Raw genomic sequence first — 14526 nt, 5'->3', positions numbered from 1 at the left:
ACTGGCGCGGGTTTAACCATTTCACCATATTAATGATGATTTTTTGAGGACTTATGGGCAACACTAAGTTGGCTAATCCGGCTCCGCTGGGCCTGATGGGTTTTGGCATGACCACCATTCTGCTGAACCTGCACAATATCGGGATGTTCCCGATGGACGGCATTATCCTGGCGATGGGCATTTTTTACGGCGGTATCGCACAAATCTTTGCGGGCCTGCTGGAATATAAGAAAGGCAACACCTTCGGCTTAACCGCCTTTACCTCTTACGGTTCTTTCTGGCTGACTCTGGTCGCGATTCTGCTGATGCCTAAAATGGGCCTGGCGGAGGCGGCAAACGCCCATTTCCTGGGCGTGTACCTGGGACTGTGGGGCGTGTTCACCCTGTTCATGTTCTTTGGCACCCTCAAGGCGAACCGCGCGCTGCAATTCGTCTTCCTGAGCCTGACCGTCCTGTTCGCCCTGCTGGCCATCGGTCACCTGGCGGATAACGAAGGCATCGTTCACGTTGCCGGCTGGGTCGGTCTGGTTTGCGGCGCAAGCGCAATCTACCTGGCCATGGGTGAAGTGCTGAACGAGCAGTTCGACCGCACCATTCTACCGATTGGTGAAAAACACTGATCCCTCTGTCGTGCCCGCGTCGCGGGCACGACGTCCCTCTGACTGGCGAAGCCACATCCCCAATACCAGCCCCATCAGCGATAACGCCAGCACGTACCACGCAGGTGCAAGGGGCGACAGCCCCATCAACACCGTCACCACAATCGGGGTCAGCCCGCCGAAAATGGCATACGAGACGTTATAAGAGAAAGAGATTCCGGTGAAGCGTACCTCCGGCGGAAAGGCGCGGACCATCACGTACGGTACGGCGCCAACGACGCCCACACACAGCCCGACGACACCGTACAGCAGGAACAGCTGTTCAGGATGGGTGCCCGCAAGATGATAGAATGCCCAGCTCGACGCGGCCAGCAGCAGGCTGCCGACAATAAAGGTCACGCTGGCGCCGAAACGATCCGCCGCCAGCCCGGCGGCCAGACAGCCAAAGCAGAGCATAATTGTCGCGATACTGTTCGCCTGTAACGTCACGGCAGGCGCAAAACCGTACTGTTTTTGCAGCCAGACCGGCGACATCAAAATGACCACCACGATACCCGCAGACAGCAGCCAGGTCAGAAGCATCGACACGACTACCGCTTTTTTATGCCGCACTACTACGGTTTTCACCGGCAGTTCTAGCGCCAGCGCCTTCCGCTGCTGCATTTCCAGAAATATTGGCGTCTCCTGCAACCAGCGTCGCAGGTACATTGCCACCAGCCCAAACGCCCCGCCCAGCAGGAACGGTATACGCCAGCCCCAGTCGTGAACGGCCTGTTGCGTCATGCTGGTATTGATGATGGTTGCAACTACGGAGCCAAGCAGGATCCCGATCGTCAGCCCTGCGGTCAGCGTTCCGCACGCAATGCCGATGCGGCGCACCGGGACGTGCTCAGCGACAAACACCCACGCGCCAGGCACTTCCCCGCCGATGGCCGCGCCCTGGAGAATACGCATCAGCAGCAGCAATAACGGGGCGATAATGCCCATCGACTCATAGGTAGGCAAAAGGCCAATCGCCAGCGTCGGCACGGCCATAAGCAGGATGCTGAGGGTAAACATCTTCTTGCGCCCAACCAGATCGCCAAAGTGCGCCATGACAATGCCGCCCAGCGGACGCGCCAGATAGCCGGCAGCGAAAATGCCGAAGGTTTGTACCTGACGCAGCCATTCAGGAATATCCGCCGGGAAAAACAGCGCCCCCACAACGGCGGCGAAGAAGACAAAGATGATGAAATCGTAAAACTCCAGCGCGCCGCCCAGGGCAGCGAGCGTGAGGGTTTTGTAGTCCTGTCGATTCAGAGGTCGGGTATTATGTGACATAGCGAACCATTGTGCATGTGTTGTGGATTATTTTTTACAGCAATCGTAAAGAAAAAATTACTATATCGTAAATCCATTTACACGCTACTGCGGCTGGCGCTTATGTCACATTTTAATCATTTTCAGGAGATTGTTTCGCGGCGAGCGCTTTTAGGGCGAAATGCTGCTACCACGTTGCCGTCAGTTTCCACGTACGGACCGTCAAGCAGTTGTATACAATACGGTACACTTGCAAAGATACCGTGGACGATAACGCTGCCGTCCTCGGCTTTTACCCCTTCCAGCGTCTCTTTTATCGACTTCGGCTGCCCCGGCAGGTTCAGGATCAGCGCCTGTTTGCGGATCACCCCGACCTGACGGGAAAGAATGGCCGTCGGGACAAAGTGTAGACTGATCTGGCGCATCTGTTCACCGAAGCCCGGCATTTCACGATCGGCGATAGCCAGCGTCGCGTCCGGCGTCACATCGCGGCGCGCGGGGCCGGTGCCGCCCGTCGTCAGCACAAGGTGGCAGCTCATTTCATCCACCAGCTCACACAGGGTTTGCTCGATGATCGGCTGCTCGTCCGGGATCAGGCGAGTCTGGATCTCAAACGGGGTAGTGAGCGCGCTGCCCAGCCACGCTTCCAGAGCAGGGATGCCTTTATCCTGATAAACACCGCTGGAGGCGCGGTCAGAAATCGACACTAAGCCGATGCGTAAGGTATTCATATCCATTCCATTCAAAAAGTACTGATTAAAGGGAATGATACACGCAGAGAGAAAATTCAGACAGAGGCGGGGGAAAGACGCGTGACCGGGAACCCGGTCACGCAGGATGATTACAGCAGGTCGCCGATCATTTTTTCCAGTTTTTCCTGGTCGATAGCAAACTTACGGATACCGTCCGCCAGTTTATCTACGGCCATTGGATCCTGGTTGTGCTGCCACAGGAACTCGGACTCGGTGATGCGCTCAGGACGCGCTTTCACTTCGCCAGTGTAAGACAGTTTACGCTCGATAGCACCTTCGCTTTCTGCCAGCTCTTTCAGCAGCGCAGGGGCGATGGTCAGGCGGTCACAGCCAGCCAGCTCGATGATTTCGCCGACGTTACGGAAGCTTGCGCCCATAACAACGGTCTCATAGCCGTGCTGTTTGTAGTATTCGTAGATTTCAGTCACAGAAATCACGCCTGGATCTTCAGACGCCGCGTACTCTTTCTTGTCGGTGTTGGCTTTGTACCAGTCCAGAATACGGCCCACGAACGGAGAAATCAGGTATACGCCAGCTTCGGCACATGCACGCGCCTGCGCGAAGGAGAACAGCAGAGTCAGGTTACAGTTGATCCCTTCTTTTTCCAGCTGCTCAGCAGCGCGGATGCCCTGCCAGGTAGAGGCCAGTTTGATCAGGATACGGTCGTTGCTGATGCCCGCATCGTTGTACAGTTTGATCAGGCGTTTTGCTTTGGCGATAGAGGCTTCGGTGTCGTAGGACAGGCGAGCATCAACTTCGGTAGAGATACGGCCAGGAACGAGCTTCAGGATTTCCAGACCGATGTTCACTGCCAGTTTGTCAGTGGCATCCACAACCTGCTGCGCGCGGTCATTGCTCTGTGCTTTTGCCCAGGTCACCGCCTCGTCGATCAGTTTGCGATACTCAGGGATCTGCGCGGCGTTAAGGATCAGAGAAGGGTTGGTTGTGGCATCCTGCGGCTGGTACAGCTTCATTGCCGCAATATCTCCGGTGTCAGCGACGACAGTGGTGAACTGACGAAGGGAGGTCAATTTATCCGTCATGATAGTGTTTCTCTTTTAACGTGCCCTGGATAATTCACACTACCGACAGCTTGCCAGCAGCGGAAAAATGACAGGTTTACTTGTTAGGGGGATGTAACCGGTCTGCCCTGATGATAACACGAGTGAGAGGCAGCGCAACCGCAGACAGTGCGCTTAGGCAGAGTATGATAAACTCAGAATATTAACAGGCTGCTAAGTAACAGCATGCACACTCAGTGGTAGCGCTTACATATTCACTTTGGCATCAACAAGAGGGACGTTAGTGCCTGATTTCTTTTTCTTTATTAACGAAGTCCTCTGGGGTTCGATCATGATATACCTGCTTTCTGGAGCAGGTATCTGGTTTACGTGGCGCAGCGGGCTGATTCAGTTTCGCTATATCCGCAAATTTGGCAGAAGTCTGAAAAACAGCGTCACCCCACAGCCGGGCGGCCTGACATCGTTTCAGGCGCTCTGTACTAGCCTTGCCGCGCGCGTCGGCAGCGGTAACCTGGCCGGTGTCGCGCTGGCGATCGGCGCGGGCGGTCCGGGCGCGGTATTCTGGATGTGGGTGACGGCGATTATCGGTATGGCCACCTCCTTTGCTGAATGCTCGCTTGCGCAACTCTACAAAGAAAAAGACGGCAAAGGTCAGTTTCGCGGCGGTCCCGCCTGGTATATGGCTCGCGGGTTGGGAATGCGCTGGATGGGCGTTCTGTTCTCGATCTTTTTGCTGATTGCCTATGGCCTTATTTTCAATACCGTTCAGGCAAATTCCGTCGCCCACGCGCTGCGCTTTGCCTTTAATTGTCCGGAGTGGCTGACGGGCGGCGCGCTTGCCCTTCTCACCCTGCTGACCATTGTGACCGGGCTCAAAGGGGTTGCCCGCCTGATGCAGCGGCTGGTTCCGCTGATGGCGCTGCTGTGGGTGTCCACCAGCGTGATGGTATGCGCGATACATATTGACGAGGTGCCGAACGTCATCGTCACCATTTTCCAAAGCGCGTTCGGCTGGCGCGAAGCGGCTTCAGGCGCGTTGGGTTACACCCTTAGCCAGGCTCTCACTGCGGGTTTTCAGCGGGGTATGTTCTCCAACGAAGCGGGAATGGGCTCCACGCCGAATGCCGCCGCAGCGGCCGCATCCTGGCCCCCGCATCCCGCCGCGCAGGGCATTGTACAGATGATTGGCGTCTTCACAGACACCATTGTTATCTGCTCCGCCAGCGCGATGATCATGCTGCTGGCCGGTGCCGCTGAGCAACCGTCCGGTAGTACGGCAGGCATTCATTGGGTACAACAGGCGCTGGTCTCCCTCGTCGGCGGCTGGGGCGCGGGCCTTGTCGCACTTGTCGTGGGACTTTTTGCCTTTAGTTCCATTGCGGTGAACTATATCTATGCCGAAAACAACCTTATCTTCCTGAAAGTCAATTCGCGTCTGACCCGCAACGTCCTTCGCGCGGGTGTGCTGGGAATGGTTTTCGTCGGCTCCCTGCTCAGCATGCCGTTGGTCTGGCAAATAGCGGACGTCATTATGGCGCTGATGGCCATCACGAACCTGACGGCCATTTTGCTGCTTTCACCGGTTGTGGCGCTGATCGCGCGCGATTATCTGCGTCAGCGCAAGCTCGGCGTACAGCCCGTCTTTGACGCCTCACGCTATCCCGAAATCGAGTCACAAATTGCCCCTGGCACCTGGGATGATTTGCCGCGGCAATAACAGCTATCGATCAATTCAGGGCGATTTTTTGTTAAAGTCGCTCTAAATTTCCTGCAAGGACTGGATATGCTGATTCTGATTTCACCTGCCAAAACGCTCGACTACCAGAGCCCGCTCGCCACTGAGCGTTATACCCAGCCGGAATTGCTGGACTACTCGCAACAGTTGATCCACGAGGCGCGTAAGCTTTCGGCTCCGCAAATCGCTTCGCTGATGAGCATCAGCGATAAACTCGCCGACCTGAACGCCACCCGTTTTCATGAGTGGCAGCCTGACTTCACGCCCGCCAACGCCCGCCAGGCGCTGTTGGCCTTCAAAGGTGACGTCTACACTGGCCTGCAAGCAGAAACGTTTAGCGAAGCCGATTTCGATTTTGCCCAGCAGCATCTGCGCATGTTATCCGGCCTGTACGGGGTGCTGCGCCCGCTGGATCTGATGCAGCCGTATCGTCTGGAGATGGGTATCCGCCTGGAAAACGCTAAAGGTAAAGATCTGTACCAGTTCTGGGGCGATGTCATTACCGACAAGCTTAACGCGGCGCTGCAAGCCCAGGGGGACAACGTGGTGATCAACCTGGCCTCCGATGAGTACTTCAAATCGGTGAAACCGAAAAAGCTGGATGCGGACATTATCAAGCCGGTATTCCTCGACGAGAAAAACGGCAAATTTAAAGTAATCAGCTTCTACGCCAAAAAAGCGCGCGGTCTGATGAGCCGCTTCATCATTCAAAACCGCCTGACGAAGCCAGAGCAGCTCACCGGCTTTAACAGTGAAGGGTATTTCTTCGACGAGGCATCGTCAGGAAAAAACGAGCTGGTGTTTAAGCGTCACGAGCAATAAAAGACAACCCCGCCAGCTGGCGGGGTTTGTGTTAATGGTGCTTCCGGTCCGGGCGACGATCGTCATGACGGTGGTGATCGTCACGATCGCGATGTTCATCGTGCGGACGCCAGTGGTTATCGCGCCAGTCATAGTGCGCTTTCCACCAGTCATGGTCGCGCCAGCGGCCGCCATCCCAGTAGTGCCCGTTATTATCCCGATCGCCAATTTGCAGTTTTACCGCGGGCACGAGGGTGATTTCAGCTGCCTGCACCGCCATCGGAGCGACCAGCATCAGTGAAAGCGCGATAAGTGCAGGTTTCAGTGTAGACATAGGTGACTCCTTATTCTTCTTGCCCAACGTGGGCCGATGTAAGGAGAGTACGTGATGGGAACGGGGGATGTTATTCTCTGCAATCCTAAACGCTAAGTGACCGCATTTATTGGGAATTTCTGCTTTTTTCCTGCTGTTTTTCTCCTTAATTTCTCCATAAAAAAGCCGGGTGGCGGCTTCGCCTTACCCGGCCTACGTTCTGAGCCGTTGTAGGTCGGGTAAGGCGTAGCCGCCACCCGACAAAAATCACGCTCGGGTCATCATCAGCTTACGCAGCGCGGCAAAGTCTGCGGGCAGCTCATGAGACAGCAGCGGCAGGTCGGCGCGCTCGGCCAGCTCTTTTGACAGCGGCAGCGTTTCCCCCAGGATCGCTTCCACGCTCTCTTTGAACTTGGCCGGATGGGCGGTGCCGAGGAACAGGCCATACTCACCCGGTTGAAGCTGATCGCGCAGGGCACGATAGGCAATCGCCGCGTGCGGCTCAGAGGTATAGCCCACCGCTTTCAGCTCGCGCATGGTGGCTTTCGTGGTTTCGTCCGTCACCGCTGCGTAACCCAGATCGCCCAGACGCCAGACCTTACGGCGGAACAGCTCTTCCACACGCGGCCAGTTGTTAGGCTGTGACACATCCATCGCATTGGAGAGCGTGGCCTGAGTCGCGTTCGGCGCCCATTTTCCGTCCTTCAGGAAACGCGGCACGGTGTCGTTGGCGTTGGTGGCGGCGATAAAGCGCTTCACCGGCAGGCCGAGTGATTTCGCCAGCAGGCCTGCCGTCAGGTCGCCGAAGTTCCCGCTTGGCACGGAAACCACCAGCTGATTGCGCGCGTCCTGCGGCAACTGCGCCACCGCTTCGAAGTAGTAGCAGATCTGCGCCAGCAGACGGCTGATGTTGATGGAGTTGGCAGAGTTCAGCCCCAGCGCCGCCTTCAGCTCTTCGTCATCGAAGGCTTGCTTCACCAGCGCCTGACAGGCATCGAAATCGCCGTCGATCGCCACGGTTTCAATGTTGCCCCCAAGGGTGCAGAACAGTTTTTCCTGAAGCGGGCTGATTTTGCCTTTCGGATAGAGGATCACCACGCGGACGTTTTTCAGGCCGTAGAACGCATGGGCCACCGCCGCACCGGTATCGCCTGAAGTCGCGGTCAGAATGGTCACCGGTTTGTCGCCGCTGATGTGGGTCAGCATCTGCGCCATAAAACGACCGCCGAAATCTTTGAACGCCAGCGTCGGGCCGTGGAACAGCTCCAGACAGCCAACGTCAGGCTCCACCTGCTTCACCGGCGCCGGGAAAGCAAACGCCGCACGCACGCGCTCTTCCAGCAGCTCCTGTGGGATTTCGTCGCCGATAAACGCAGACAGAATTTTGGTGCTGCGGGTGACAAAGTCCTGCTTCAGCAGTTCATCGATTTCGGTCAGCTGAAATTCCGGCAGGTCGTGGGGGAAGAACAGCCCCTGATTTTTGCCAAGCCCCTGCGTTACCGCCTGCGCAAAGCTGACCTGCTCGTTATGATCTTTAAGGTTGTAGAGTTTCATTCGTTATCCCAGTACTCGTGCGCCAGCCGTGTCCAGACGGCAAATATGAACAAAGCCTTCCTGATTTTGCAGGTAGTGTTTAGAGAGCCAGTCCGCCACGCGCTGCGCGGTGTCTGGCTTGTCGCATAAGGCGAACAGCGTCGGGCCGGAGCCGGAGATGCCGCACGCCTGTGCGCCGATATCCATGGATGCCTGTCGCGCTTCGTTAAAGCCCGGCAGCAGCTTCGTGCGATACGGCTCGGCAATAATGTCTTTCATCAGTTTCGCCGCCAGCTGCGGCTGTCGGGTGTAGCAGGCATGAATAAAGCCCGCCAGATGACGCCCGTGGGCAATACAGTCCTGACGACGATACTGCGCCGGCAGGATCGCACGCGCTTCGGCGGTAGACACTTTAATGCCCGGATAGGCCAGCACCCACAGCCACTCATCAAACCCTGGCACCTGCTGGCTGATGATGCCATTTTCTTCAATCATCAGCTGCATGCCGCCAAGGAAGCACGGCGCCACGTTATCATAATGAATGCTGCCGGAGATGCGCCCTTCCAGCTCGCCCATCAGCGCCAGCAGACGGCTGTTGTTCAGCGGCTTGCCGCAGTGCTCATTCATCGCCACCAGCGCGGCGACCACCGAGCAGGCGCTCGAGCCCAGCCCCGAACCAATCGGCATGCTCTTTTCCAGCGTCATGGCGACCGGCACGTTCTTGCCGATCTCCTGACAGAAGCGTTCCCAGCACTGATAAACAATATTCTCGCGCGGTTCAGACGGCAGCTTACTGGCGAAACGGCCGATGTTATTCAGGCTGAAGCGCTCTGCCGCCTCAACCGTAACCGTATCGCCCAGCAGCGAACCGTCCACCGGCGTTACCGCCGCGCCCAGCACGTCAAATCCGACGCTCATATTGGCGCTGGAAGCCGGGGCATATACTTTAACCATCTTAAACTCCTAACTTCCATGACAGGGTACGCAGCAGATCGGCAAACACGCCTGCCGCCGTCACATCATTCCCTGCGCCATAGCCGCGAAGCACCAGCGGCAGTGGCTGATAATAATGGCTGTAGAACGCCAGAGCGTTCTCGCCGTTTTTCACCTTGTACAGCGGATCGTTGCCATCCACTTCGGCAATCTTCACCCGGCAGACGCCGTCTTCTTCAATGTTGCCAACATAGCGCAATACCTTACCTTCATCACGGGCTTTCGCAACGCGTGCGGCAAAGGCATCGTCAAGCTGAGGTAAATTCGCCATAAAGGCGCTGACGTCACCGCTGTCATCAAATTCTGCTGGCAGCACTGGCTCAATCACGATATCCGAAAGCTCCAGCTCGCGGCCGGTCTCGCGCACCAGGATCAGCAGCTTACGCGCCACGTCCATACCGGAGAGGTCGTCGCGCGGATCCGGCTCGGTGTAGCCCAGCTCGCGCGCGGCGCGGGTGGCTTCCGACAGGCTCATCCCTTCGTCCAGCTTGCCGAAGATAAACGACAGGGAGCCGGAGAGGATGCCGGAGAAACGCTGTAGTTCGTCGCCCGCGTTCAGCAGGTTTTGCAGGTTCTCGATGACCGGCAGGCCCGCGCCCACGTTGGTGTCATACAGAAACTTGCGGCGCGACTTACTCGCCGCCAGACGCAGCTGGTGATAGTAATCCATTGACGAGGTGTTGGCCTTTTTGTTCGGCGTCACCACGTGGAAACCTTCGCGCAGGAAATCCGCGTACTGATCGGCCACCGCCTGGCTGGAGGTACAGTCAACGATCACCGGGTTAAGCAGGTGATATTCTTTCACCAGACGGATCAGGCGGCCCAGGTTAAACGGCTCTTTCGCCTCTTCCAGCTCCGCCTGCCAGTTTTCCAGGTTCAGACCGTGGACGTTAGTCAGCAACGCTTTCGAGTTCGCAATGCCGCAGACGCGCAGATCGATATGTTTCTTCTTAAGCCACTCCTGTTGACGCTTTACCTGCTCCAGCAGCGCGCCGCCGACGCCGCCGACGCCCACCAGGAACAGCTCAATCACCTGGTCGGTGTTGAACAGCATCTGATGCACCACGCGCACGCCGGTAGTGGCGTCATCGTTATCCACGACAACGGAAATGGAACGCTCGGATGAGCCCTGGGCAATCGCCACGATATTGATATTGGCCCGCGCCAGCGCGGCAAAGAATTTGGCGGAGATACCGCGCAGGGTGCGCATACCGTCGCCGACCACCGAGATAATCGCCAGACGCTCCTGAATGGAAAGCGGCTCCAGCAGCTCTTCTTTCAGCTCCAGATAGAACTCTTCTTCCAGCGCGCGACGGGCGCGCAGGCAATCGCCCTGCGGAACGCAGAAGCTGATGCTGTATTCGGAAGAGGACTGCGTGATCAGCACCACGGAGATCCCGTTGCGGGACATAGCGGCAAAGACGCGTGCCGCCATGCCGACCATGCCCTTCATCCCCGGGCCGGAGACGCTGAACATCGCCATGTTATTGAGGTTAGAAATGCCTTTCACCGGCAGGTCATCTTCATCCGCGCTGGCGCCAATCAGCGTGCCCGGCGCCTGCGGATTACCGGTATTCTTAATCAGGCAAGGGATCTGGAACTGGGCAATCGGGGAGATGGTACGCGGGTGAAGAACTTTAGCGCCGAAGTAGGAAAGCTCCATTGCTTCCTGGTACGACATCGACTTCAGCAACCTGGCATCCGGCACCTGGCGCGGATCGCAGGTATAAACGCCGTCGACATCAGTCCAGATCTCACAACAGTCTGCGCGTAAACAGGCCGCCAGCACCGCAGCGGAGTAGTCAGAGCCGTTACGCCCCAGCACCACCAGTTCGCCCTTCTCGTTACCGGCGGTAAAGCCTGCCATCAGGATCATATGGTCAGACGGGATTTTGCTCGCCGCAATACGGCGTGTCGACTCGGCAATGTCGACGGTGGATTCGAGGTAGTGGCCCACAGCCAGCAGTTTTTCAACCGGATCGATGACCGTCACGTGGTGACCGCGCGCTTCCAGCACGCCTGCCATGATGGCGATAGAGAGTTTTTCACCCCGGCAAATCAGCGCCGCGTTGATGCTGTCCGGGCACTGGCCAAGCAGGCTGATACCGTGAAGAACGTGTTTAATCTGGGCAAATTCAAGTTCAACGGTGCTTTTCAGCTGCGCCAGCGGGAAACCAGGCTGGGCGTCGGCCAGCCCCTGAAGCAGATCGGCGAAGATACGCTCGGCGTCGCTGATATTCGGCAGTGCATCCTGACCACCGATGGTTTTTTCAATCATCGCCACCAGGTGGTTCGTGATTTTGGCCGGGGCAGAGAGCACGGTGGCAACCTGCCCCTGCCTGGCGTTGCTTTCCAGGATATCGGCAACACGCAGAAAACGTTCTGCATTTGCCACTGACGTACCGCCGAACTTCAACACTCGCATGGTTCTACCTCATTTCCTTTAGCCGAAAAAAAAGCCCGCACTGTTCAGGTGCGGGCTTTTTTCTGTTTTTCCTGTACGCGTCAGCCCGCATCGTTACCTGTGGTAATGATGATGGTTGTAGTAATGGTGGTGATGCTGATGCGTTTCATGGATGTTGTGTACTCTGTCATTATTATCTGTCTGTGCTCTATTCTTTTAGGGTTAAAGGATCGAGCCCCTTAAGTCAATGAATTTTTAATTCGATCACAATTCGGGACATTCTCACGTCCCGCTGCGGGCAGATTTATTTTCATCGGAATACCCCAGTTGCAACCCCAGACATCAGCAGGATCGGCCATAATAAAAACCTATGGCACTATTTTACTCCGCTAATTTTTTTTCAATATCATGAAGCAATCGGTGCAGCATTGCCGTGTCACGCTGTTCAAGACGCCCCAGGCGCTGCTGTAACCAGTCCACCATTTTTTGATCGTCAGCGACGCCCAACTGCGCAAGAAGCTTATCTGCACGAACACGCAGTGCCGCCAGCTGGTTTTCATCCGAAACTGTCACCGGTGGCTGAGAAATTTGTATTAAGGATGCTAATTGATAGCAATAGACCATCACCGCCTGCCCCAGATTGAGTGACGGGTAATCCGCCACCATCGGCGCGCCCGTCAGCACGTCAGCCAGCGCCAGCTCTTCGTTAGTCAGCCCGGAATCTTCTCGCCCAAACACCAGCGCGGCTTTCTCCAGCCACTGGCTTTTCTCTTCCAGCATCGGCACCAGTTCAGCAGGCGTGGCGTAATAGTGAAACTTCGCCCGGCTGCGCGCGGTCGTCGCGACGGTAAATGAAATATCGTGGAGTGCGTCGGCGAGCGTAGCGTAAGTGGTTATATTATCGAGAATATCACCCGAACCGTGCGCCACCCAGCGCGCAGCAGGCTCCAGATGCGCCGTGCTGTCCACAATACGCAAATCGGTAAAACCCATAGTCTTCATGGCACGCGCCGCAGCGCCAATATTTTCAGCTCTTGCTGGTGCCACCAGCACAATCGACAGATGCATTTACGCTCTCTTTTTAATCAGTTAGCAGGTAAAAATGTGATTCAGTTCAACATATTACGCAGCACGAATTTACATTTTTGCAACACAAATCACCGAAATAGCGTTTCATAACAATTAAAAAAAGCTAAACTATTTTGTGGCTGAACAATCAGTTAGAATGTTAACAGAAGACCATTACCCTTATGTTTTGTAATGATAATGACCATATGAATACTCTTTTCTGATTGGATTCGTACCGTTTATCAATCAATGTCCGCAACTAGTTGGTTTATTGAAAAATTGTGACAAAGGCTAGCATTCAGCTACGATGATTTCATCAAACTGTTAACGTGCTACAATTGAACTTGATATATGTCAACGAAGCGTAGTTTTATTGGGTGTCCGGTGTCACTTAGCCTGTTATGTTGCTGTTAAAATGGTTAGGATGACAGCCGTTTTTGACACTGTCGGGTCCAAAGGGAAAGTACCCACGACCAAGCTAATGATGTTGTTGACGTTGATGGAAAGTGCATCAAGAACGCAATTACGTACTTTAGTCACGTTAAGCCGATCATGTTAATTTGCGACATGCATCAGGCAGGTCAGGGACTTTTGTACTTCCTGTTTCGATTTAGTTGGCAATTTAGGTAGCAAACATGCAGACCCCGCACATTCTTATCGTTGAAGACGAGTTGGTAACACGCAACACGTTAAAGAGCATTTTCGAAGCAGAAGGCTACGATGTCTTTGAAGCGACCGATGGCGCAGAGATGCATCAGATCCTTTCTGAAAATGATATCAACCTGGTGATTATGGATATCAACCTGCCGGGCAAAAACGGGCTTCTTCTGGCGCGCGAACTGCGTGAACAGGCGAACGTCGCGTTGATGTTCCTGACAGGCCGTGACAACGAGGTTGATAAAATTCTTGGTCTGGAAATCGGCGCGGATGACTACATCACCAAGCCGTTCAACCCTCGCGAGTTAACCATTCGTGCACGCAACCTGCTGTCCCGCACCATGAATCTGGGTACGGTCAGTGAAGAGCGTCGTAGCGTCGACAGCTACAAATTCAACGGCTGGGAACTTGATATCAACAGCCGTTCGCTGATTAGCCCGAACGGTGAGCAGTACAAACTGCCGCGCAGTGAATTCCGCGCGATGCTGCACTTCTGCGAGAACCCGGGCAAGATTCAGTCTCGTGCAGAACTGCTGAAGAAAATGACCGGTCGTGAGTTGAAGCCACACGATCGTACCGTTGACGTAACCATCCGTCGTATTCGTAAACATTTCGAATCTACGCCTGATACGCCGGAAATCATCGCCACGATCCATGGTGAAGGCTATCGTTTCTGCGGTGACCTCCAGGAGTAATCCTCACATCACGCAGTAAAGAACGGCGCATTTGCGCCGTTTTTTTTATTAATGCCACGGCATAATCGGCACCGCGCTAATCGCGTTTTTCGGTGAGCCTTCCACGACTTTGTCCGAGTAGGCCAGATAAGCCAGGGTGTTACGCTTCGCATCATAAAAACGGACCACCTGTAGCTTTTTGAACACCAGCGAGGTCCGTTTCTGGAATACAACGTCGCCCTGCGCTTTGCCGTTTTTAATTTTGTCACTCAATTCCACCGGTCCAACCTGCTGGCAGGAGATGGCCGCGTCAGACGTGTCTTCAGCCAGCCCCAGGCCGCCTTTAATCCCGCCGGTCTTCGCCCGGCTGACATAGCAGGTGACGTTTTTAACGTCCGGATCGTCAAACGCCTCCACCACAATTTTGTGGTCCGGCCCAAACATTTTAAACACGGTATCCACGGAGCCAATTTGCTCCGCCTGCGCCACGCGCCCTGCCATCAGCGCCAGTGCTGCAAAGACTAAAACCTTGTATTTCATATTGTTACCATTCATAAAAAATTACGCTGAGCGATTATTCAACAGGTTAGATAAAAATGTAGCAAGATCACAGGATTAGAATATATCCGCACATAAATCACCATAAAAAGCATTTATGCGCAAAAAAAACACTGAA

The 14526-nt window shown here is 55.2% G+C and carries 15 protein-coding genes and 1 other annotated feature; of the genes, 4 read left to right on the top strand and 11 right to left on the bottom strand.

The features are described 5' to 3' along the window. Nucleotides 1-53: 53 nt before the first annotated feature. Complete coding sequence (satP, locus tag O1724_RS03695; protein WP_003856474.1) at nt 54-620, top strand: acetate uptake transporter; 567 nt, start codon at nt 54-56, stop codon at nt 618-620. Here the strand turns inward: satP and O1724_RS03690 are convergent. The 3 genes from O1724_RS03690 to tal all read right to left on the bottom strand — a co-directional run bounded on the left by O1724_RS03690 (nt 597) and on the right by tal (nt 3693). After that, nucleotides 597-1919: an MFS transporter gene (locus O1724_RS03690; RefSeq protein ID WP_116290544.1), complete on the bottom strand. Its 1323-nt coding sequence runs from the start codon at nt 1917-1919 to the stop codon at nt 597-599. The two genes, satP and O1724_RS03690, sit on opposite strands and share 24 nt — an antisense overlap. 122 nt (nt 1920-2041) lie before the next feature. After that, a complete protein-coding gene (gene mog / locus O1724_RS03685) occupies nt 2042-2629 on the bottom strand; it encodes a molybdopterin adenylyltransferase (RefSeq protein ID WP_003856479.1) in 588 nt (195 codons plus the stop codon). A gap of 110 nt (nt 2630-2739) precedes the next feature. Then, nucleotides 2740-3693 carry a transaldolase gene (tal, locus tag O1724_RS03680; protein ID WP_003856481.1) on the bottom strand — a complete coding sequence of 318 codons (954 nt, stop codon included), beginning with the start codon at nt 3691-3693 and terminating at the stop codon, nt 2740-2742. 262 nt (nt 3694-3955) lie between these two features. Between tal and O1724_RS03675 the strand changes: the two genes are divergently transcribed. Continuing rightward, nucleotides 3956-5389, top strand: coding sequence for an alanine/glycine:cation symporter family protein (locus O1724_RS03675; protein ID WP_126297037.1), 1434 nt, complete (start codon nt 3956-3958; stop codon nt 5387-5389). A 66-nt stretch (nt 5390-5455) separates the two neighbouring features. Next, the gene (yaaA, locus tag O1724_RS03670) at nt 5456-6229 is read left to right on the top strand and encodes a peroxide stress protein YaaA (protein WP_022650381.1); all 774 of its coding nucleotides are present in this window, start codon (nt 5456-5458) and stop codon (nt 6227-6229) included. Between the two features lie 31 nt (nt 6230-6260). On the opposite strand, the gene O1724_RS03665 is transcribed toward yaaA, so the two are convergent. From O1724_RS03665 to yjjY, 7 genes are all read right to left on the bottom strand, one after another. After that, nucleotides 6261-6542, bottom strand: coding sequence for a DUF2502 domain-containing protein (locus tag O1724_RS03665; protein WP_032608469.1), 282 nt, complete (start codon nt 6540-6542; stop codon nt 6261-6263). A 246-nt stretch (nt 6543-6788) separates the two neighbouring features. Continuing rightward, nucleotides 6789-8075, bottom strand: coding sequence for a threonine synthase (gene thrC / locus O1724_RS03660; RefSeq protein WP_126297038.1), 1287 nt, complete (start codon nt 8073-8075; stop codon nt 6789-6791). A gap of 3 nt (nt 8076-8078) precedes the next feature. Next, nucleotides 8079-9008 (bottom strand): homoserine kinase, encoded by a 930-nt coding sequence (thrB, locus tag O1724_RS03655; RefSeq protein WP_003856492.1) that lies wholly within the window; start codon nt 9006-9008, stop codon nt 8079-8081. A gap of 1 nt (nt 9009) precedes the next feature. Further along, nucleotides 9010-11472, bottom strand: coding sequence for a bifunctional aspartate kinase/homoserine dehydrogenase I (gene thrA / locus O1724_RS03650; RefSeq protein ID WP_003856494.1), 2463 nt, complete (start codon nt 11470-11472; stop codon nt 9010-9012). Nucleotides 11473-11496: 24 nt separating this feature from the next. After that, nucleotides 11497-11614 (bottom strand) — a sequence feature (Thr leader region). After that, nucleotides 11553-11621 carry a thr operon leader peptide gene (gene thrL, locus O1724_RS03645; protein WP_015572623.1) on the bottom strand — a complete coding sequence of 23 codons (69 nt, stop codon included), beginning with the start codon at nt 11619-11621 and terminating at the stop codon, nt 11553-11555. Its footprint overlaps the feature before it by 62 nt. Before the next feature lie 211 nt (nt 11622-11832). Further along, entirely contained in the window at nt 11833-12519 is a 687-nt protein-coding gene (locus O1724_RS03640; protein WP_003856496.1) for a tRNA/rRNA methyltransferase, read from the bottom strand. Nucleotides 12520-12918: 399 nt separating this feature from the next. Next, nucleotides 12919-13059: a YjjY family protein gene (gene yjjY, locus O1724_RS03635; protein WP_001541509.1), complete on the bottom strand. Its 141-nt coding sequence runs from the start codon at nt 13057-13059 to the stop codon at nt 12919-12921. A gap of 95 nt (nt 13060-13154) precedes the next feature. Here yjjY and arcA point away from each other — a divergent pair, with 95 nt between their 5' ends. Further along, the gene (gene arcA / locus O1724_RS03630) at nt 13155-13871 is read left to right on the top strand and encodes a two-component system response regulator ArcA (RefSeq protein WP_003856501.1); all 717 of its coding nucleotides are present in this window, start codon (nt 13155-13157) and stop codon (nt 13869-13871) included. A gap of 48 nt (nt 13872-13919) precedes the next feature. On the opposite strand, the gene creA is transcribed toward arcA, so the two are convergent. After that, nucleotides 13920-14390 carry a protein CreA gene (gene creA, locus O1724_RS03625; protein WP_003856503.1) on the bottom strand — a complete coding sequence of 157 codons (471 nt, stop codon included), beginning with the start codon at nt 14388-14390 and terminating at the stop codon, nt 13920-13922. Between the last annotated feature and the right edge of the window lie 136 nt (nt 14391-14526).

This window comes from Enterobacter cloacae complex sp. HYC074_NIDB, assembly GCF_056673345.1.
This window is presented reverse-complemented; position numbering and strand designations above follow the sequence as displayed.

Bases quoted from the DNA above. Each gene is read 5' to 3' on its own strand.
- thrA (WP_003856494.1), bottom strand. From the start codon at position 11,472: ATGCGAGTGTTGAAGTTCGGCGGTACGTCAGTGGCAAATGCAGAACGT.
- arcA (WP_003856501.1), top strand. From the start codon at position 13,155: ATGCAGACCCCGCACATTCTTATCGTTGAAGACGAGTTGGTAACACGC.
- thrB (WP_003856492.1), bottom strand. From the start codon at position 9,008: ATGGTTAAAGTATATGCCCCGGCTTCCAGCGCCAATATGAGCGTCGGA.
- mog (WP_003856479.1), bottom strand. From the start codon at position 2,629: ATGAATACCTTACGCATCGGCTTAGTGTCGATTTCTGACCGCGCCTCC.
- O1724_RS03640 (WP_003856496.1), bottom strand. From the start codon at position 12,519: ATGCATCTGTCGATTGTGCTGGTGGCACCAGCAAGAGCTGAAAATATT.
- O1724_RS03690 (WP_116290544.1), bottom strand. From the start codon at position 1,919: ATGTCACATAATACCCGACCTCTGAATCGACAGGACTACAAAACCCTC.
- creA (WP_003856503.1), bottom strand. From the start codon at position 14,390: ATGAAATACAAGGTTTTAGTCTTTGCAGCACTGGCGCTGATGGCAGGG.
- satP (WP_003856474.1), top strand. From the start codon at position 54: ATGGGCAACACTAAGTTGGCTAATCCGGCTCCGCTGGGCCTGATGGGT.
- thrC (WP_126297038.1), bottom strand. From the start codon at position 8,075: ATGAAACTCTACAACCTTAAAGATCATAACGAGCAGGTCAGCTTTGCG.
- tal (WP_003856481.1), bottom strand. From the start codon at position 3,693: ATGACGGATAAATTGACCTCCCTTCGTCAGTTCACCACTGTCGTCGCT.
- O1724_RS03665 (WP_032608469.1), bottom strand. From the start codon at position 6,542: ATGTCTACACTGAAACCTGCACTTATCGCGCTTTCACTGATGCTGGTC.
- yaaA (WP_022650381.1), top strand. From the start codon at position 5,456: ATGCTGATTCTGATTTCACCTGCCAAAACGCTCGACTACCAGAGCCCG.